Source organism: Bradyrhizobium huanghuaihaiense (assembly GCF_007830635.1).
Lineage (GTDB): Bacteria > Pseudomonadota > Alphaproteobacteria > Rhizobiales > Xanthobacteraceae > Bradyrhizobium > Bradyrhizobium huanghuaihaiense.
Genome location: NZ_VLLA01000009.1, coordinates 83,928 through 100,354, shown reverse-complemented (window position 1 = coordinate 100,354; position 16,427 = coordinate 83,928). Strand labels below are relative to the sequence as shown.

General features: G+C 65.4%; 18 protein-coding genes. 9 read left to right on the top strand and 9 right to left on the bottom strand.

The features are described 5' to 3' along the window. Positions 1 to 17 precede the first annotated feature (17 nt). Together IQ16_RS19735 and IQ16_RS45690 are read left to right on the top strand one after the other, a co-directional pair. Positions 18 to 1,007, top strand: coding sequence for a hydroxyacid dehydrogenase (locus IQ16_RS19735; RefSeq protein ID WP_018642031.1), 990 nt, complete (start codon positions 18 to 20; stop codon positions 1,005 to 1,007). A gap of 169 nt (positions 1,008 to 1,176) precedes the next feature. Further along, entirely contained in the window at positions 1,177 to 1,665 is a 489-nt protein-coding gene (locus IQ16_RS45690) for a hypothetical protein (protein WP_018642032.1), read from the top strand. A gap of 57 nt (positions 1,666 to 1,722) precedes the next feature. On the opposite strand, the gene IQ16_RS19725 is transcribed toward IQ16_RS45690, so the two are convergent. After that, a complete protein-coding gene (locus IQ16_RS19725) occupies positions 1,723 to 2,220 on the bottom strand; it encodes a DUF1993 domain-containing protein (RefSeq protein ID WP_018642033.1) in 498 nt (165 codons plus the stop codon). 114 nt (positions 2,221 to 2,334) lie between these two features. Between IQ16_RS19725 and IQ16_RS19720 the strand changes: the two genes are divergently transcribed. The 4 genes from IQ16_RS19720 to IQ16_RS19705 all read left to right on the top strand — a co-directional run bounded on the left by IQ16_RS19720 (position 2,335) and on the right by IQ16_RS19705 (position 5,288). Beyond that, a complete protein-coding gene (locus IQ16_RS19720) occupies positions 2,335 to 3,129 on the top strand; it encodes a transporter substrate-binding domain-containing protein (protein ID WP_018642034.1) in 795 nt (264 codons plus the stop codon). Between the two features lies 1 nt (position 3,130). Continuing rightward, positions 3,131 to 3,631, top strand: coding sequence for a hypothetical protein (locus IQ16_RS19715; protein ID WP_063710344.1), 501 nt, complete (start codon positions 3,131 to 3,133; stop codon positions 3,629 to 3,631). A 198-nt stretch (positions 3,632 to 3,829) separates the two neighbouring features. Further along, positions 3,830 to 4,747 carry a DUF2147 domain-containing protein gene (locus IQ16_RS19710; protein ID WP_018642036.1) on the top strand — a complete coding sequence of 306 codons (918 nt, stop codon included), beginning with the start codon at positions 3,830 to 3,832 and terminating at the stop codon, positions 4,745 to 4,747. A gap of 181 nt (positions 4,748 to 4,928) precedes the next feature. Beyond that, a complete protein-coding gene (locus tag IQ16_RS19705) occupies positions 4,929 to 5,288 on the top strand; it encodes a hypothetical protein (protein ID WP_018642037.1) in 360 nt (119 codons plus the stop codon). Positions 5,289 to 5,427: 139 nt separating this feature from the next. On the opposite strand, the gene IQ16_RS19700 is transcribed toward IQ16_RS19705, so the two are convergent. Beyond that, the gene (locus tag IQ16_RS19700; protein WP_018642038.1) at positions 5,428 to 5,832 is read right to left on the bottom strand and encodes a (R)-mandelonitrile lyase; all 405 of its coding nucleotides are present in this window, start codon (positions 5,830 to 5,832) and stop codon (positions 5,428 to 5,430) included. Between the two features lie 17 nt (positions 5,833 to 5,849). Continuing rightward, positions 5,850 to 6,548 (bottom strand): ribonuclease activity regulator RraA, encoded by a 699-nt coding sequence (locus IQ16_RS19695; protein ID WP_011087336.1) that lies wholly within the window; start codon positions 6,546 to 6,548, stop codon positions 5,850 to 5,852. Between the two features lie 259 nt (positions 6,549 to 6,807). On the opposite strand from IQ16_RS19695, the gene pxpB reads away from it, so the two are divergent. From pxpB to IQ16_RS19680, 3 genes are read left to right on the top strand one after another with little or no spacing between them, the layout of a single operon-like run. Continuing rightward, positions 6,808 to 7,539, top strand: a complete 732-nt coding sequence (gene pxpB / locus IQ16_RS19690; protein WP_018642039.1) for a 5-oxoprolinase subunit PxpB — start codon at positions 6,808 to 6,810, stop codon at positions 7,537 to 7,539. Beyond that, positions 7,536 to 8,573 (top strand): 5-oxoprolinase subunit C family protein, encoded by a 1,038-nt coding sequence (locus tag IQ16_RS19685; protein WP_018642040.1) that lies wholly within the window; start codon positions 7,536 to 7,538, stop codon positions 8,571 to 8,573. Before pxpB ends, IQ16_RS19685 begins: the two co-directional genes overlap by 4 nt. Positions 8,574 to 8,605: 32 nt before the next feature. After that, positions 8,606 to 9,376 carry a LamB/YcsF family protein gene (locus tag IQ16_RS19680; RefSeq protein WP_145831690.1) on the top strand — a complete coding sequence of 257 codons (771 nt, stop codon included), beginning with the start codon at positions 8,606 to 8,608 and terminating at the stop codon, positions 9,374 to 9,376. Positions 9,377 to 9,496: 120 nt separating this feature from the next. On the opposite strand, the gene IQ16_RS19675 is transcribed toward IQ16_RS19680, so the two are convergent. The 6 genes from IQ16_RS19675 to IQ16_RS19650 form a co-directional block, all read right to left on the bottom strand. Next, the gene (locus IQ16_RS19675; protein WP_035666020.1) at positions 9,497 to 9,649 is read right to left on the bottom strand and encodes a hypothetical protein; all 153 of its coding nucleotides are present in this window, start codon (positions 9,647 to 9,649) and stop codon (positions 9,497 to 9,499) included. A 336-nt stretch (positions 9,650 to 9,985) separates the two neighbouring features. After that, a complete protein-coding gene (locus IQ16_RS19670) occupies positions 9,986 to 11,593 on the bottom strand; it encodes a sulfite reductase subunit alpha (protein WP_018642043.1) in 1,608 nt (535 codons plus the stop codon). Next, positions 11,590 to 13,371, bottom strand: a complete 1,782-nt coding sequence (locus tag IQ16_RS19665) for a NirA family protein (protein WP_018642044.1) — start codon at positions 13,369 to 13,371, stop codon at positions 11,590 to 11,592. The genes IQ16_RS19670 and IQ16_RS19665 overlap by 4 nt, the downstream gene beginning before the upstream one ends. A 337-nt stretch (positions 13,372 to 13,708) precedes the next feature. Further along, a complete protein-coding gene (locus IQ16_RS19660) occupies positions 13,709 to 14,872 on the bottom strand; it encodes a CmpA/NrtA family ABC transporter substrate-binding protein (protein WP_018642045.1) in 1,164 nt (387 codons plus the stop codon). Further along, entirely contained in the window at positions 14,869 to 15,459 is a 591-nt protein-coding gene (locus IQ16_RS19655; RefSeq protein ID WP_008564898.1) for an ANTAR domain-containing response regulator, read from the bottom strand. Before IQ16_RS19655 ends, IQ16_RS19660 begins: the two co-directional genes overlap by 4 nt. Positions 15,460 to 15,705: 246 nt before the next feature. Further along, the gene (locus tag IQ16_RS19650; protein ID WP_018642046.1) at positions 15,706 to 16,269 is read right to left on the bottom strand and encodes a hypothetical protein; all 564 of its coding nucleotides are present in this window, start codon (positions 16,267 to 16,269) and stop codon (positions 15,706 to 15,708) included. Positions 16,270 to 16,427: the final 158 nt, after the last annotated feature.

Here is a 16,427-nt window from a genome sequence, read left to right as displayed (position 1 = left end):
AGGCAGGCAGGGGAGCGATGGCGACCAACAAGAAGAAGATTTTCGTTACACAAACTTTGTCGCAAGGGGCACGCGCCCTCCTCACCCAGCGGGACGATATCGAGCTCGTCGAGTTTTCCAACCTGATCTCCGCCAAGGACTTCGAGGTGCTGCTGAAGAGCCATGCGCCGGTCCACGGCGTCGCGCTCGGTGCCACCGCCTTCGGCGAGACCGAGCTCGAGGCATCAAAAGACATGAAGGTGGTGACCCGCATCGGCGTCGGTTATGACGCCGTCGACGTGCCCGCCCTCTCCCGCCGCAAAGTGCCGCTGATGGTGGCGGGCAGCGCGAACTCGCCCTCGGTCGCGGAAGCGGCGCTGTTCATGATGCTGACCTTGGCCAAGCGCGCGCAGGAGCTGCATTCCTGCGTCAAGGACGGTACATGGGCCGACCGGCTCGGCATGCTGCCGTTCGACCTCTACGGCAAGACCCTGCTCGTCATCGGCTTCGGCCGCATCGGCAGCCGCACCGCCAAGCGCTGCCTGGCGTTGGAAATGAAGGTCCAGGTCTACGACCCCTACAAGCCCGCTGCCGATATCAAGGCGGCCGGATGCGAGCCGGTCACCGACCTCGACGCCGCGCTGCCTCACGCCGACTTCGTCAGCATTCACTGCCCGAAGACGCCGGAGACGGTCGGCCTGTTCGATACGGCGCGGATCGGACGCATGAAGCCGAAATCCTACCTCATCAACACCGCGCGCGGCGGCATCGTGAAGGAAGCGGCGCTCTATGACGCGCTGGTGTCCGGAAAGCTCGCCGGCGCCGGCATCGATGTGTTCGAGGTGGAGCCGCCGCCGGTCAGCAACGCGCTGTTCGCGCTGCCCAACGTCATCATGGCTCCGCACGTCGCCGGCGTTACGGTCGAGGCGGTCCAGCGCATGAGCGAGCAGACCGCGCGCAACATCCTGAGCGTGCTGGACGGCGATCCCATCCGGCAGAACGTCATCAATCAGGACGTGCTGGGCTGAGTCCAACCGAAGGCGGGCCGCCCATCGGCCCGCCTTCGGGACGCCAGAAAGCGTCCCATTTTGGTGCAGATCGGGCCCCAACTCAGCCTTAATCAAACGCGCCTAATGTTCCCGGCCGCGGCGGCAGTGGGACAGACTTGCCGGCCGCGTCGAGCTGGAGGATGGACCCTTGTCAGAGATCGACCCGACCGACCATGCGCTGGCGACCATCGCCAGCATCCTGGAGAACCCCGAGCCCGTTCTCGTCGTGCGCGACTCCGAGACGCCAGCTGCCGACGAGGAGCCGGTCGCCGACGAACATCCGGCCGCCGCTGACGAGCATCCGGTGATCGCTGAGCACGAACATCCCGTGGTCGAGGAACAGCCGCTGGTGCCGGAGCACACCGATGCCGACGGCTACAGCAAGGTCGGTCCCGGACCAATGGTGGCGATCCGTCTCAAATGGGCGGTGCATCGCGGCGATGACGGCCAGTACTACGTCCACGAGACCATCGGCGAGCAGTCCGCGCCCGTGGTCAGCGGCCCGATGACGAGCGAGGCCGCCGTGCATTTCGTCGACGCGCAAGAGGAAGAGGCGAACAAGCGCTTCGAGCTGCTCCGCAGCGAGATCGCCGGCCGCAGCTCGCTCGCCGATTACGAGCGCAAAGGCGAAGCCTGAAGCCTGCTCCGGATATTGTTGACCTCTCCCCGCTGGGGAGAGGTCAACGCGAAGCCCCTACTTCCTTCCGAGATAATCCTTCTTCACGAGCTCGACGCCTGCGTGCCGCAACAGGTCGTAGGCCGTCGTGACGTGAAAGAAGAACTGCGGAATGCAGTTGACGAGCACCAGCGTCCGCCCGGTAAAGGGAAGCTCGGTTCCGTCCTTCAGCCTCCAGACGACCTTTCGTTCCGCAGCGGCGTCGATCTCGGCGCGCGGCAGGCTCGCGATGAATTCAAGCGACGTCGCGATCCGCGCCTGCAGGCCGGCCATGTCGTGCTCCAGCGCCGGCAGCGCGACCGGTTCGCGACCTGCCAGCAAGGCCGAGGTGACCGTGGCGTGGCGGCAGGCCTCGCCGACCTGCTGCGCCAGGTCGTACATGTTCGGCGCAAGCCGCATCCCGAGCAGCACCTCCGGATTGAACTTGCGGGCCTCGGCATAGGCGACGCCCTTGTCCAGCAGCGCGGACAGATTGCGCAGATACGGCACGAAGAGGCCGACCGAGGCCTCGTACATCGAAATCGTCACCCCAAGCTTCCTTTCAATTCCGCCTCGCCAGCGACGGGCATCTGGTCTAAATCCAGGTCAGAGGAGCTGTACAATGACAGCTCGGGCATGGGTGGAAAAGAGATGACCGTTCGAATATCCGTTCGAGTTCTGGCGGCCTTGGCCGTGGCGCTGCTGATGAACCTTTCGGCCCACGCCCAGCAGGCGGCGCCCTCGCGCCTCGACGAGATCATGAAGCGCGGCACATTGCGAGTCGGCATGACCGGCGACTACAAGCCCTTCACTTATCTCGACAAGGCCACGCAGCAGTTCTCTGGCTTCGACGTCGACATGGCGGAGGCGCTCGGCAAGGCGCTCGGCGTCAAGGTCGAGTTCGTGCCGACGGCCTGGCCGAAGCTGATGAAGGATTTCGAGGCCGATCAGTTCGACATCGCCATGGGCGGCGTCTCGGTGACGCTCGACCGGCAGAAGAAGGGCTTCTTCTCGGCGCCGATCATGCGTGAGGGCAAGACGCCGATCGCGCGCTGCGCCGATGTCGGCAAGTACCAGACACTCCCCGATATCGACAAGAAGGGTACCCGCGTCATCGTCAATCCCGGCGGCACCAACGAGCGTTTCGCGCGCGCCAACATCAAGGACGCCGAGATCACCGTCTTCGCCGACAACACCGTGATCTTCGACGAGATCGCCAAGGGCAATGCCGACCTGATGATGACGGACGCCTCCGAGACGCGCTACCAGCAGAAGCAGCATCAAGGCGTGCTCTGCGCGGTGCATCCCGAGAAACCGTTCGACTTCTCCGAGAAGGCCTATTGGCTCCAGCGCGACATGGCGCTGAAGCACTTCGTCGACCAGTGGCTGCACATTTCCATGGAAGACGGCAGCTACAAGAAGATCTACGCCGCCTGGTTCGACTGACATGCGGAGGGAATTAGCGGTCGCAATTGTGCTCGGGATCAGCGGGGTCCACGGTGCGTTGGCGCAGACGAAGTTCACACCCGCAACCGGGCCGGCATGCAAGGACGAGTCGACCGACGAGCTCGGCCTCTGGACGTGCCCGGGTCCGGCCGGTTACGTGGTGCGCTTTGCCGACGAGGGCAACATCGTATCGGTCACGATTGCGCCTCGGCGCGGAGTTGAGAAGGTGTCCGGGCCGACCGCGCAATGGCGCGGTGCCGGCAAGTCGTTCGGCGAAAAGGTGCAGTGGATCATGCGTGCCGGCGTACCAAGGGCCGCGGTGATCCGCACCTGGCGACGGGTCGATGAGGACGAGAAGGAGCTGCAGGAGCTCTCCGTGTTCGCGATCAGTGGCGCAAATGCCTGCCTCGTTGGTTCGGTCGATGTCCATGCCGATAAGGCCAACGACGCAGCGCTTGCCCGCGCCCAACAGGCGGCCAATGCGGGTTGTCCGCAGAAGTAGACGCGGCGCGCTGATTTTTTGCCGGTCAGGCGCGCCATTGGGCCCGGCGCCGCCCCGCCCCATTCCGGGCGGAGTTCCGCACCATTGAACCAAGATCGGTGAGAGGACGACTCATAGCTTGAAAGTGATCTAGATCACGCTACGCGCGGGGCCGGAGCGTAAGCGTCGACGCGGGGACCACCTGCTCAGGAGACGGACATGAAGAAGCTGTTGGCCGCGGCCGCATTCCTTTTGGCGAGCACCGCTGCGCAAGCGCAGTACACCTTCGAATATGGCGGGCGCACCATCCGCATCGATCCGGACCGCGGCACGGTGCAGATTCCCGGCGTGTACGACAACACCGGGCAAGGCAAGGCCAAGAAGGCCAAGAAGAACGAGACGAGCCCGGGCCAGCAGGCGCCGCAGGAGGCCAAGACCGATCCGCAGTCGCCGGCCGCACCGGCGCCTCCCCCTGCTGCCGCAGCAGCGCCTCCCGCAGCCACCCAGGCTCCCGCGCCCGTCGTGGCGGCGCCGCCTCCCACGCCCCCTGCACCACAACCGGCGGCGACCGCCACTGCTGCGCCGGCCGCTGCGGCTGTCGCGCCTCCACCAGCGCCGCCTCCGGCTCCCGTGGAGCAGCAGGCAGCTCCCGCGGCACCACCGCCGGCTGCTGTGGCTGTTGCGCCTCCCGCGGCCCCGGCGCCACCGCCAGCCCCGGCCGTGGCTGCGGCACCTCCGGCGCCGACGCCGCCACCTGCGCCCGCGCCGCTCCAGTCCGCCGCCGTCGCTCCCCCGGCTCCGGCAGCCGCATCCACGCGCGATCTCAATTCGCCACTCGGCGTCTGGCTCACCGAGGAGAAGGAAGGCAAGGTCCGCATCGAGCAGTGCGGCAGCAATCTCTGCGGCTATTCGGTCGACAGCAAGTCGAACCAGAACGGCGAGCAGGTTCTGATCAACATGAAGCCCGGCAAGGATCAGAACAAGGACCAGAAATGGTCAGGCCGCATCCTCGATCCCAACTCCGGCTCGACCTACGATTCGACGATCGCCATGAAAGGCACCGACCGGCTGCGCGTGCAGGGCTGCGCCTTCGGCGGCATGTTCTGCGGCGGCCAAACCTGGACGCGGGTGAACTGAGTTCGGCCTCGTTACGTTGGCCAAAACAAGGGGCCCGCGATCCGGGCCCCTTTGCTTTGTCCGCGGTGTCACAGCGACGTGCGCCACCTCACAGTGCCGGCCGCAGGCGTGAGCCCCCTCACATCGCCGGTTCCGCGCGCCGTGCCACGTTCCTCTGCATGGTCAACCACAGGGGCATGCCATGAACGGCATTTGCAAAGGTCTCTTCTTCGCTACCCTTGTCGCCATCGCCTTCCCGCTGACGCAGGCCGGTGCTGCGACAAGCACTTTCGACGGCACATGGAATGTCCGCATCTCGTCATCGAGCGAGACCTGCGGCAACGGCGCGACCGTCGCGATCGGCATCAACAATGGTCAGATTGCATCAAGCAGCGCCACCGTGAACGCCTCCGGCCGGGTGGCGGATGCCGGCAACATCAACGTCACCTTGAGCACCGGCATCAAGCGAGCGGTCGGCTTCGGTCACCTCAGCGGCACCTCGGGCTCCGGCACCTGGCGCGGTGCCATGTGCACGGGCACGTGGACGGCGGAGAGGATGTAGCTGGCCGTGTCCCGGACAAGCAGCGACGCGAAGCGTTGCTGCGCAGAGCCGGGACCCAGCAGTCTTCGTGATGCAAATCTCTGGGCCCCGGCTCGGCGACGCATCGCCAAGGGCGATGCGTCTTGTCCGGGGCACGAGACTAGCCCAGCGCCGCGCCGTACTCGGCGTCCGTCACCGGCTCCAGCCAGGTCGAATAGACGCCGTCGAGTGCTTCCTGCATCGCGATGTGGCACATGCCGTTGGTCGGCGATGCCCCATGCCAGTGCAATTCACCCGGCGGGATCCACACGGTGTCGCCGGGGCGGATCTCGCGGATCGGCCCGCCCTTGGTCTGGACACGGCCGACGCCGGAGATGACGTAGAGCGTCTGCCCGAGCGGATGATGGTGCCAGTTGGTGCGTGCGCCCGGCTCGAATGCGACGCGCGAGCAGTTCAGCCGCGCCGGCGCGGGCGCCATGATGACGGGGTCCTGCCACACGGTGCCGGTGAAGTTTTCCTTGGGCGCGCGGCGGGTCGGCCGCGTGCCTGCGACGGTGATCTCCATGGGGGTCCTCGCTTCCGTTACTTCTTGCTGGCGGCGTAGCGTGCCTTGGTCTCGGCGTTCATGGGATAGAGGCCCGGCAGCACCGCGCCGTTGTTCACCTCGTTGACGATCCAGGCTTCCATGCGCTCCTGCTCGACGCCCTCATTGAGCACGTGGTCGAGCATCGCCTGCGGGATCAGCACGCAGCCGTCCTGGTCGGCGACCACGATGTCGTTCGGGAAAACGGCAACGCCGCCGCAGCCGATCGGCTCGCCCCAGCCGACGAAGGTCAGGCCCGCGACCGACGGCGGCGCGGCATAGCCGTCGCACCAGACCGGCAAATTGGTGCCGAGCACGCCCTCGACGTCACGCACCACGCCGTCGGTGACGAGCGCAGTGACGCCGCGCTTCATCATGCGCGCGCAGAGGATGTCGCCGAAGATGCCGGCATCGGTGATGCCCATGGCATCGACCACGGCGATGCAGCCCTCGGGCATCGCCTCGATCGCGGTGCGGGTCGAGATCGGCGACGACCAGGATTCCGGCGTCGCCAGATCCTCGCGTGCCGGCACGAAGCGCAGCGTGAAGGCAGGTCCCACCAGGCGCGGCAGGCCCGGGCGCAGCGGACGCGCACCGCGCATCCACACGTTGCGCAGGCCCTTTTTCAACAGGACCGTGGTGATGGTGGCAGTGGTGATGCCGGCGAGGGTCTTGCGGGCTTCGGGGGACAGCGACATGGACGAGAACGAGCTCCGGATAGGCGGGAAAAGAACGCGCGCATCTTGCGAGCCGAGCGGTTTCCGTCAAGGGCCAAAAGACCCACAAGAATGCAAGGCCGCAAGGCCGTTATGCGACGCGATAACAAGGGTTTATCGTTTGCCCCTGCATTAATTTATTGGACTTGCGGGCGCATTTACGCGAAGCAGGGACGCGCGGAACTCAACGCTGAGCCCGCGTTTCCTGAGAAGCCCGATTTCGACAGCTCTTCGACAGCTCATGGCCGCGACGCTTCCCCCGCCCCGCCTCCTGCCCAGTGGCGACAGTGCCGTCACGGTCGAGTTCAGCCGCACCATCGATGACGACGCCAACCAGCGCGTGCTGGCGCTCGACAAAGCGCTCGCAGCGAGCCCCATCGACGGCATCACCGAGACCGTGCCGACCTATCGCTCGCTGCTGGTGCATTACGACCCCGGCAGGATCGACTTCGACGCGCTCGGCGAAAGGATCCTCCCGATCGCGACCCGGCCGCTGCCGCCGGCCACCAAGGCACGCCGCTGGCGCATTCCCGTGGCCTATGGCGGCGAGCACGGCATCGACCTCGAGGACGTCGCCAAGGCGCTGAACACGACGCCCGATGACATCATCGCCCGGCACGCGGGCGGTGACTACAAGGTCGCCATGATCGGCTTCACGCCGGGCTGGTCCTATCTCAGCGGCCTCGACAAATCCCTGCACATGTCGCGGCGGCAGTCGCCGCGGCTGCTGACGCCGGCCGGCACGATCTCGATCGGCGGCATCCAGGCCGGCATCCAGTGCCTGGCCGCCCCGAGCGGCTGGCACCTCCTCGGCCGCACGCCTGTCAGAACCTATCAGCTCCACCGCAATCCGACCTTCCTCACCGAACCCGGTGACCGCGTGACGTTTTTCGCCATCGACCACAAGACGTTCGAGGAGATGGACCGCGCCGCCGAAGCCGGCGAAATCGTCGCCGAGCAGGTGACTGCATGAGCCGGCTCGTCGTCGCCAGCATCGGCCCTGCAAGCTCCGTCCAGGACGGCGGACGCCACGGTGCGCAGCGCTACGGCCTGACGGTCAGTGGCGCGATGGATCGCCTGTCGCTCGCGGCGGCGAACACGCTGGTCGGCAATGAGCCGCTCGCGGCGGCCGTCGAGATCGGCCCGTTCGGCGCCACCTTCACCGCGCGTGACGGCGCCGTCCGCGTCGCCATTGCCGGCGCGCCACGCAACGCCGATGTCGCGGGGCGGCCGGTCGCGATGGGCACATCGGTGACGCTGAAGGACGGCGAGACGCTGACGCTCGGCTTTGCCCGCGGCGGCGCGTTCACGTATCTGGCGATCGAAGGCGGGATCAAAGGCGAGCCGGTGTTCGGCAGCCTCGCGGTGAATGCCCGCGCCGGCCTCGGCAGCCCCTACCCGCGCCCGCTCCAGGCCGGCGACGAGTTCACGGTCGATGCCGCGAGCGGCGCGCCTGAATTGCGGATCGAGCTGCCGAAGCCTGCGACAGGTCCGATCCGGGTGCTGCTGGGGCCGCAGGACGACGAGTTCGACGACGCCAACAAGGCACTGTTCTTAGGTAGCGAGTGGAAGATCTCGGCGACATCGGACCGCATGGGCTACCGGCTCGAAGGTCCCGCGATCAAGCACCTGCACGGCCACAACATCGTCTCCGACGGCACCGTCAACGGCAGCATTCAGGTGCCCGGCAACGGCTCGCCGATCGCGCTGATGATGGACCGCGGCACCTCCGGCGGCTATCCGAAGATCGCAACCGTGATCACGGCCGATGTCGGCCGGCTGGCGCAGACCTCGGCGGGAACCGGGTTCCGCTTCAAGCAGATCAGCATGGCGGAGGCGCAGGACGAGGCCCGCAAGTTCGCGCAACTGATCCGCAGCCTGCCCGACCGCCTGCGCTCCTCCGACACGGTCGAGCTCAACATCGAGGCGCTCAGCGATGCTAACGTTGCCGGCTACGCGGTGAGCGCGGTCGATGCCGGAACCTGGCAGGTGACGGCGGAACCGTAAGCGGCAGCAAGACCAGAGGCGGAGAGCAACCCATGAAGACGATCGACCTCAATTGCGACCTCGGCGAAGGGTTTGGCGCGTGGGAGATGGGCAACGACGCCGCGATGATCGTGCTGGCGAGCTCGGTCAACATCGCCTGCGGCTTCCACGCCGGCGACCCCGACATCATGCGCCGGACGGTGGAGCTTGCGAAAGCGCGCGGCGTCTCGGTCGGTGCCCATCCCGGCTATCGCGATTTGCACGGCTTCGGCCGGCATCCGATCGCGGGGCTCAAGGCTTCCGAGATCGAGAACCTCGTCGCCTACCAGATCGGCGCGCTGCAGGCGATCGCAACCGCGGCCGGCCACAAGGTCACGCATGTGAAGGCGCATGGCGCGCTCTCCAACGTCGCCTGCGAGGACGACATGACCGCGAAGGCGATCGCCGCCGGCATTAGGGCGGTCGACCCCAATCTCATCTTCGTCGTGCTCGCCAATTCGAAGCTGGTGAAGGCCGGCGAAGCGGCCAATCTGCCGATGGTGCACGAGGTGTTCGCCGACCGCGCCTATGAGGACGACGGCAACCTCGTCTCGCGCAAGAAGCCCGGCGCGGTGCTGCATGATGCCAAGATGATCGCCGACCGCGTGGTGCGCATGGTGCAGGACGGCGCGGTGGTATCGGTCACCGGAAAGGTCATCAAGATGCGCACGGATACGGTCTGCATCCACGGCGATACGCACGGCGCGGTCGAGATCGCGCGGACCTTGCGTCAGGCGTTGAAGGAAGCCGGGATCGAGGTCGCGCCGTTCAAGCGCGGGGCGTGAGGCACGTCAGGTGCCGTAGGGTGGGCAAAGGCGCACAGCGCCGCGCCCACGATCTCTGCCTGATTGAGACAGGTGGTGGGCACGCTTCGCTTTGCCCACCCTACGAGACCGAGCGAGACGTCAGAACGGATGCACCGACAGCGTGCCGAACACGATCGCGGCGATGACGGCAAAGGCGCTGTAGAGCGCCAGATGATGGGCGCTCGCCCCGGTCCGACGCGAGAGCGAGCGCGCGTAGAAGTGCAGTCTGGCTTCCGCCGATAGTTCGCGCATGGTCGATCTCCAACGCCCCATTTGCGGGAGTATGAAGGATCAACCCTGGCGGGAGGCAAGATGGCGGCGGAAATAGCGATGATGGTTCTCTGAAAGGGCGCGATCGCAGGCGCAAATTCTTCTGAGGTCAGGGTTCCGAGAATCTTATTCGTTAAGATCCGAGCCAGTTGGAACCGGCCCGGATGACGGCGGGATGACAGCTCTCGTAGGGTGGGCAAAGGCGCGCCCTTCGCGCGCCGTGCCCACGAGAACGAAGTGATGGGCACGCTTCGCTTTGCCCACCCTACGGCACCGAGCAAGTGGCGACGGGTTTCCCGAAGCTGATCCCGCGGCGGCTTAGTACACGTCAGCCTGGAAGCGGCCGGTCTTCTTGAGCTCGGCGACGAAGCTGACGGCCTCATCGGTCGAGCGCGCGCCGAACTGGGCGACGATGTCGACCAGCGCGCGCTCGACGTCCTTGGCCATGCGCTTGGCATCCCCGCAGATGTAGATATGCGCGCCCTCGGCAAGCCACGTCCACAACTCGCGGCCGACCTCGCGCATGCGGTCCTGCACATAAAACTTCTTCTCGCCGTCGCGCGACCAGGCCAGCGACAACCGGGTCAATTGGCCCGAGGTCTTCATCGCATTGAGCTCTTCCTGGTAGAAGAAATCGCAATCGCTGCGCTGGTGGCCGAAGAACAGCCAGTTCTTGCCGGCCGCGCCGGTCGCCTTGCGATCGAGCAGGAAGGCGCGGAACGGCGCGATGCCGGTGCCGGGGCCGATCATGATGATGGGCGTCTTCGGATCCTGCGGCAGACCGAAATTGTGCGCCTTCTGCACATAGACCTTGAGCTTCTCGCCATCGGCGATGCGCTCGCCGAGGAAGGTCGAGGCGACGCCGACACGCTTGCGCTTGCCGATCACGTAGCGCACGGAATCGACCGTCAGCGACAGCTTTCCCGGCGTGGCATTGTGCGAGGACGAGATCGAATAGAGCCGCGGCTGTAGCGGCTCCAGCGCCTCGACGAATGCTTCGGGATGCGGACGCGTGCCGGAAAACTTCTGCAGCGCCGCCATCACGTCGAGGGTTGCGGCGTCGCCATCGGGATCCTCGCCCTGCGCCAGCGCCCGCGCCTTCTCACGCTGCGCGCCGCCGGTGATGAAGGAGATCAGCTCGAACAGCGAATCCGGCGCCGGCGACAGCGAGACGTCGTCGATCAGCACCTCGCGCAGCGTCTTGCCGTTGACCTTGGTGGTGTGGGACGCGCCGAGCAGCGCGATGATCTGGTCGACGAGGCCGACATCGTTGCGCGCGAATACGCCAAAGGAGTCACCGACCACGTAGTCGAGCTTGCTCGCGGAGAGATCGAACTCGATGTGATAGGTCTCCTTCTCCGACTTGCCCTTGTTGAGAAGGCGGCGCGACAGGAAGGTTGCTTCGGTCGGATTGTCGCGCGAACGGCCCGGCTCGGCGATGGTTACGGTCACGGCGGGCGCAGCCACCGCGTCCGTCTTCTCGGGCGCTTTCGTCGCCGGCGCCTTGTCGAGCTCCTCGTAGAGCGACTTCAGCATCCGCGCGGTTTCCTTGCCGCCGGGAACGCACAGATTGAGCCGCGCTTCGCTGCGGCCCGCGATCGCCTCCGAATAATCGTGGCAATTGTAGCCGCACTGGCCGCAATCCTGCTGCGCCATCGCCGCCATCATCTTGCGGCGCAGGGGACGGCCCTCGGCGAGCTTCATCCGGTCGGCGATCGGCATGGTCTGGTCGTGCCATGGCGCTTCGCCGTCGTCGCCGTCGCCGGCCTGCATGACGGCGGCGCCCTGCTCCGCCGACAGCGGCGTTGCGACGTCAGGCGACAAAAGTCCGGCAAAGAAGCCGTTCAGCCAGGACCGCTGCGCGTCGGAGAACGGCGCGCTGGCGGGAATGATGTCGAGTTTCGGCGGAGGCGTGATCTGGTTCATGCGGACACCTGTGCATCGGCAAGCTTGCGCAGCGTTTCGCCGTCGTGGCGGCGCGCAAAGGAGAGGAAGGTTTCATCCGGCGAGGCGCGATGGGCGAGATAGGCCTTGAGCAGCGCCTCGACCGTCTTTGGCGCGTCCTCGGCCTTGAGGTCGTGATAGACCTCCTGCCCGACATCGGCATCGGGGCCGAACCCGCCGCCAGTGAAGAGGTGATAGCCCTCGACCGTGTCCTCCTCGTTCACGGGCACGCGCGCCCCGATCAGGCCGATGTCGCTGATGTAGTGCTGCGCGCAGGAATGGTGGCAGCCGGTCAGATGGATGTTGACCGGCTTGTCCATGGCGACGCGCGGCTCGCACCAGTCGCCGATCTCGGCCGCGTTGCGCTTGGTGTTGGACGCCGCGAAGCGGCAGCCGGCATTGCCGGTGCAGGCGATCAGGCCGGCGCGGATATGCGAGGCCTCGACCGCGAGCCCGATCTGCTTGATCGCGGCAATGGCGAGCTCGACATTCTCGTCGCGCACGCCCGAGATCAGAAGGTTCTGCCAAACTGTGAGGCGGATCTCGCCGTCGCCGACGTCGCGCGAAACCTTGGCAAGGCCGCGCATCTGATCGCAGCTGAGCTTGCCGAGCGTCAGCGACACGCCGATCCAGTTGAGGCCGTCCTGCTTCTGCTTGTGCACGCCGACATGGGCCATGCGGTCCGCGGCGGGGCGCGGCGCAAACGCCTCTTCCGGCACGCGCGTGAACGGCGCCTTCAGCCGCTCCTCGACCAGCTTGAGGAAGCCGTCATGGCCCATCGCGTCGAGCACGTATTTCAGCCGTGCCTTGTTGCGGTTGGTGCGGTCGCCATGGTCGATGAAGACGCGCACGATCGCGTCGGCGACGGCGGTCGCCTGCTCCGGCTTGACGATGATGCCGGAATATTTCGCAAAGTCCTTGTGGCCGGTGATGCCGCCGAGACCGAGCCGGAACCAGACCCCGGGCTCGACGCCGAAACCGTCCTTCACCTCATAGGCCGTGAAGGCGATGTCGTTGGTCTCTTCCAGCACCGCGATCTTGCCGGCGCCGTCGAAGGCGACGTTGAACTTGCGCGGCAGGCCGTAGAGCGAGCGGTCGTTGAGGATGTGATAGTGCCACTCGCGTGCATAGGGCCGCGTGTCGATGATTTCCTGCGGATCGATACCGGCGGTCGGCGTCCCCGTCACGTTGCGGATGTTGTCGGCGCCGGAGCCGCGCGAGCACAGGCCGAGATCCTGGATGCCCTCGATCATTCTGATCGCGTGCTTCGGCGGGATCTCGCGCAGCTGGAGATTGGCGCGCGTGGTGACATGGCTGTAGGGACCGCAGAGCTCGTCGGCGAGATCGGCAAGGCCCGACAGCTGCCAGTGCTTCATGATGCCGTTCGGGATGCGCAGGCGGCACATGTAGGAGTCCTGCGTCGGCGCGACGTAGAAGATGCCGTAATAGCGCCAGCGGAAATTGTCCGCAGGGCTCGGCGGCGTGTTGTCGAGCGCCTGTTGGCGAAGGCGCGGATAGGCATCGAAGGGATGCTCGTCGCGCTTGAACTTCTCCTGGTCGGCGAGCTTCTTGCCCGACGCGATGATCTTGTCCTGCGCCTTGATGTGCACGGCATCAGGGCCGGTCGGCTCGGCATTCGCCTTGCCGCCACCGCCACCAAGGCCGCGCCCGACGCGGCTGATCTGCAGGCCGGTCGTGAAGCCTTCGAGATAGCGTTTCTGCTCGTCGGTAAAGTCGACTGAGACCGTATCGATTTTCATGGTCGGTAACGAAGCTCCTGCGGCCACCTCGGTGGTAACGACGGACAATTGCGCGACCCGCGGGGCACTCGGCTGGCTCTAGAGCCTGCTTCGCAACCCGACGGTCCAATCAGCTTCGTTGCTGTGGGACTTGGCTCAGCAGGCACCAATGACAAGCTGGCCGCAGTGCAACATACAAGTTGCGTGCCAGCTTTCCTGAAAGGGAAACTCTCGACGTTTCAATGGAATATGGGCGACCCCGGAAAATGCCGGTCTCGGAACTCACACGAAATTCGAGCACTCGGCCTAAAATTTAGCCGCTGCCACCCGATGCTCAAAAACGATGCAGGGGGACGAATCAAGCCTTCCAGCGGCCGACCTCGAAGGCCTCGAGGTGGCCCCGGATGTTGTCGGGATCGAAGGCGGGTCCGGCGAACGCGCCGAAGGCCGCGGGCGCCTCAGCGGGCGGCTGGCGGCCGACGGCTGCGTCGTAGAGATCCGGCCTGAACACGGCCATGGCGGTCTTGACGCCGTCAGACGTCAGCGCCGTCTGTCCCCAGCGCACCATCTGGGCGTAGAGCCATGCGGCCTGCACCGGCTCGGGGCGCCCTGCCCCTTCGCGTCCGACCAGCAGATAGCGGCCGCTTTCGCGGAAGGTGCCGTCCGGCGATATCTTCAGACGTCCCGTAAGGGTCCGCTGGATGACTTCGGCATCGACACCGATCCGCTCCGGCTGGGCCAGGATCTGCGCCGCCTCAGCGAGGTTCGCAGGCTGCTCGATGAACTCGGCGCCCTTCACCGCCGCACGAACCAGGGCTGCGACCACGTCCGGATTCTTGTCGGCCCAGACCTGACGTACGGCCAGCACCTTTTCGGCGGCACGCACGAGGATATCGGAGACGAAGTGCAGGATATGCCCGATGCCGAGATCGACCGCGACCGAATTCCAGGGCGCACCGACGCAGAAGGCATCGACATGGCCGCTCTTGAGGCTGTCGACCATGTAGGGCGGCGGCAGCACCACGAGGCGGACGTCCTCATCGGGATCGACGCCGGCCGCCGCCATCCAGAATCGCAGCTGGTAATTGTGGGTCGAGAACGGGAAGGTCATGCCGAAGGTCAGCGGATCGACCCCGGCCTTGCGCCGCTTGGCGACCACCTTCGCCAGCGCCTTCGCGGTGGCCATCGGATCGAAACGGTCGCCGTCGATCTCCTCCATCAGCGCCCCATGCAGCGTCGGAGACACCGTGATCGCATTGCCGTTGATGCCGAGATTGAAGGGCGCGGCGATGGGTACCTTGACATGACCGAGCCCGAGCGAGGACGCGATCGCGACGGGCGCGAGCAGATGGGCGGCGTCGAACAGGCCGATATTGAGCTTGTCGCGCACGTTGGACCAGGACACCTCGCGCACCAGCTCGACATCGAGCCCTTCGGCGGCGGCAAAACCCTTGTCGACGGCGACGATCAGGGCTGCGGCATCGACCAGCGGGATGAACCCGATGCGGAGCGGTCCAGTCATTTCAGCATCTCCGATGCGGTGATGATCGACTGGGCGATCTCGCCGATTTTCTTCTTCTCGCGCATCGCAGTCGAGCGCAGCAGCACATAGGCCTCGTCCTCGGTGAGGCCCTTCACCTTCATCAGGATGCCCTTGGCGCGTTCGATGATCTTGCGGTCCTCGAGCTGCGACTTGGTGCGCTCGAGCTCCTCCTGGAGTTTCGCGAAGGCGTTGAAACGGGACACGCAGAGGTCGAGGATCGGCTTGATGCGCTCCTTCTTCAGCCCGTCGACGATGTAGGCCGATACCCCCGCCTCGACCGAGGCCTGGATCGAGGCTGAATCGCTCTGGTCGACGAACATCGCGATCGGCCGCTTCACGGCGCGGCTGACCTGGAACATCGCCTCAAGCACGTCGCGGCTGGGGTTTTCGAGATCGATCAGGATGATGTCGGGGTCCACCGCATAAATACGGGCGAGCAGGCTCTGCATCTCGCGGATATGGACGACCTGGGTGAATCCGGCCTCCCGCAACCCCTCTTCGAGGATCGCAGCCCGGATCGGGCTCTCGTCGACAATCACGATTTTGGGCGACTGTTCGGCGCTCATGGCTCACTCACGGCAGGTGATTCATCCATAGCACGCCGGGGGGCGATGCAAAGGGTTGTAATTATGGGCAATTGGGACTAGCTCAGGCCTGTCAATCAGGCCGATCAGATATGGATCAGACGGCCGCGCCCAAGGTCAGCTTCGTATCGCTCGGGTGTGCCTGAGACAACGAATGTAAACTTTCGGAGCCTCTCACTCCCAAAGAAAAAAGCCGCCCGAAGGCGGCTGTCATCTGGGCTTGTGCCCTCACGGAATCTTCGCGCCAACGATCATCTTGTCGAGAAGTGGCACGGCGGCCAACACCGCCCTCTCGTTCTTGCCGGAGACCGCCAGGCGCACGACGTAGGAATTGCCGTCCTTGTCGACATCAACGTAATGCGCGATCACTTCGAACGGTTGATCCTTCAGGGACGGATTGTCGTACCGGTTGATGATGACACCGGGGCTGGCCGAGGGAAGCGAGGTGATCTTGGCATTCTTGCCGGACGTCGCCGCCCAATCCTGATCGCTGGTTGCGACCCATTGAACCAGTTCGGTCCGATCCTTGTTGTAGCGGCCTTCGGCATAGATGATTGCTTCGGCGTTACCGAATCCCTTCCCCCTGGGCACGAACATGGAGGCGCCGTATTTGAGGCTTGCGGCCTCGTCCCTCGCCCACCCGTCGGGCGCCTTCACGCGCGGCCTGAATTCCGGGCACAGGCCTTTTTGCCCGTCGCAAACACGTAAGATCTTGTCGACTTCAGCCCGCGCCGGAAACATCGCGCTCCAGGAAATAACAGCGAAAACCATGCTGAAGATGAAGCGGCGCATCGCAGTTTAGCTCCGTGGAATACGCAAGAACAGAATAACAACGAAAACGTGCACGTTGAGCAATCCATCTCGGCTCCTGCACTCACACGATCGGAACCGGCCCATAGGTTAGTTATTGAATTTCGCCATCGGTTCAATTAGTTGGATCGCTAAATCCG

Bases quoted from the DNA above. Each gene is read 5' to 3' on its own strand.
- IQ16_RS19675 (WP_035666020.1), bottom strand. From the start codon at position 9,649: ATGCGCGAACTATCGGCGGAAGCCAGACTGCACTTCTACGCGCGCTCG.
- IQ16_RS19665 (WP_018642044.1), bottom strand. From the start codon at position 13,371: ATGAAAATCGATACGGTCTCAGTCGACTTTACCGACGAGCAGAAACGC.
- IQ16_RS19650 (WP_018642046.1), bottom strand. From the start codon at position 16,269: ATGCGCCGCTTCATCTTCAGCATGGTTTTCGCTGTTATTTCCTGGAGC.
- IQ16_RS19710 (WP_018642036.1), top strand. From the start codon at position 3,830: ATGAAGAAGCTGTTGGCCGCGGCCGCATTCCTTTTGGCGAGCACCGCT.
- IQ16_RS19680 (WP_145831690.1), top strand. From the start codon at position 8,606: ATGAAGACGATCGACCTCAATTGCGACCTCGGCGAAGGGTTTGGCGCG.
- IQ16_RS19655 (WP_008564898.1), bottom strand. From the start codon at position 15,459: ATGAGCGCCGAACAGTCGCCCAAAATCGTGATTGTCGACGAGAGCCCG.
- pxpB (WP_018642039.1), top strand. From the start codon at position 6,808: ATGGCCGCGACGCTTCCCCCGCCCCGCCTCCTGCCCAGTGGCGACAGT.
- IQ16_RS19715 (WP_063710344.1), top strand. From the start codon at position 3,131: ATGCGGAGGGAATTAGCGGTCGCAATTGTGCTCGGGATCAGCGGGGTC.
- IQ16_RS19685 (WP_018642040.1), top strand. From the start codon at position 7,536: ATGAGCCGGCTCGTCGTCGCCAGCATCGGCCCTGCAAGCTCCGTCCAG.
- IQ16_RS19670 (WP_018642043.1), bottom strand. From the start codon at position 11,593: ATGAACCAGATCACGCCTCCGCCGAAACTCGACATCATTCCCGCCAGC.
- IQ16_RS19720 (WP_018642034.1), top strand. From the start codon at position 2,335: ATGACCGTTCGAATATCCGTTCGAGTTCTGGCGGCCTTGGCCGTGGCG.
- IQ16_RS19700 (WP_018642038.1), bottom strand. From the start codon at position 5,832: ATGGAGATCACCGTCGCAGGCACGCGGCCGACCCGCCGCGCGCCCAAG.
- IQ16_RS19660 (WP_018642045.1), bottom strand. From the start codon at position 14,872: ATGACTGGACCGCTCCGCATCGGGTTCATCCCGCTGGTCGATGCCGCA.
- IQ16_RS19725 (WP_018642033.1), bottom strand. From the start codon at position 2,220: ATGTACGAGGCCTCGGTCGGCCTCTTCGTGCCGTATCTGCGCAATCTG.
- IQ16_RS19695 (WP_011087336.1), bottom strand. From the start codon at position 6,548: ATGTCGCTGTCCCCCGAAGCCCGCAAGACCCTCGCCGGCATCACCACT.
- IQ16_RS19735 (WP_018642031.1), top strand. From the start codon at position 18: ATGGCGACCAACAAGAAGAAGATTTTCGTTACACAAACTTTGTCGCAA.
- IQ16_RS19705 (WP_018642037.1), top strand. From the start codon at position 4,929: ATGAACGGCATTTGCAAAGGTCTCTTCTTCGCTACCCTTGTCGCCATC.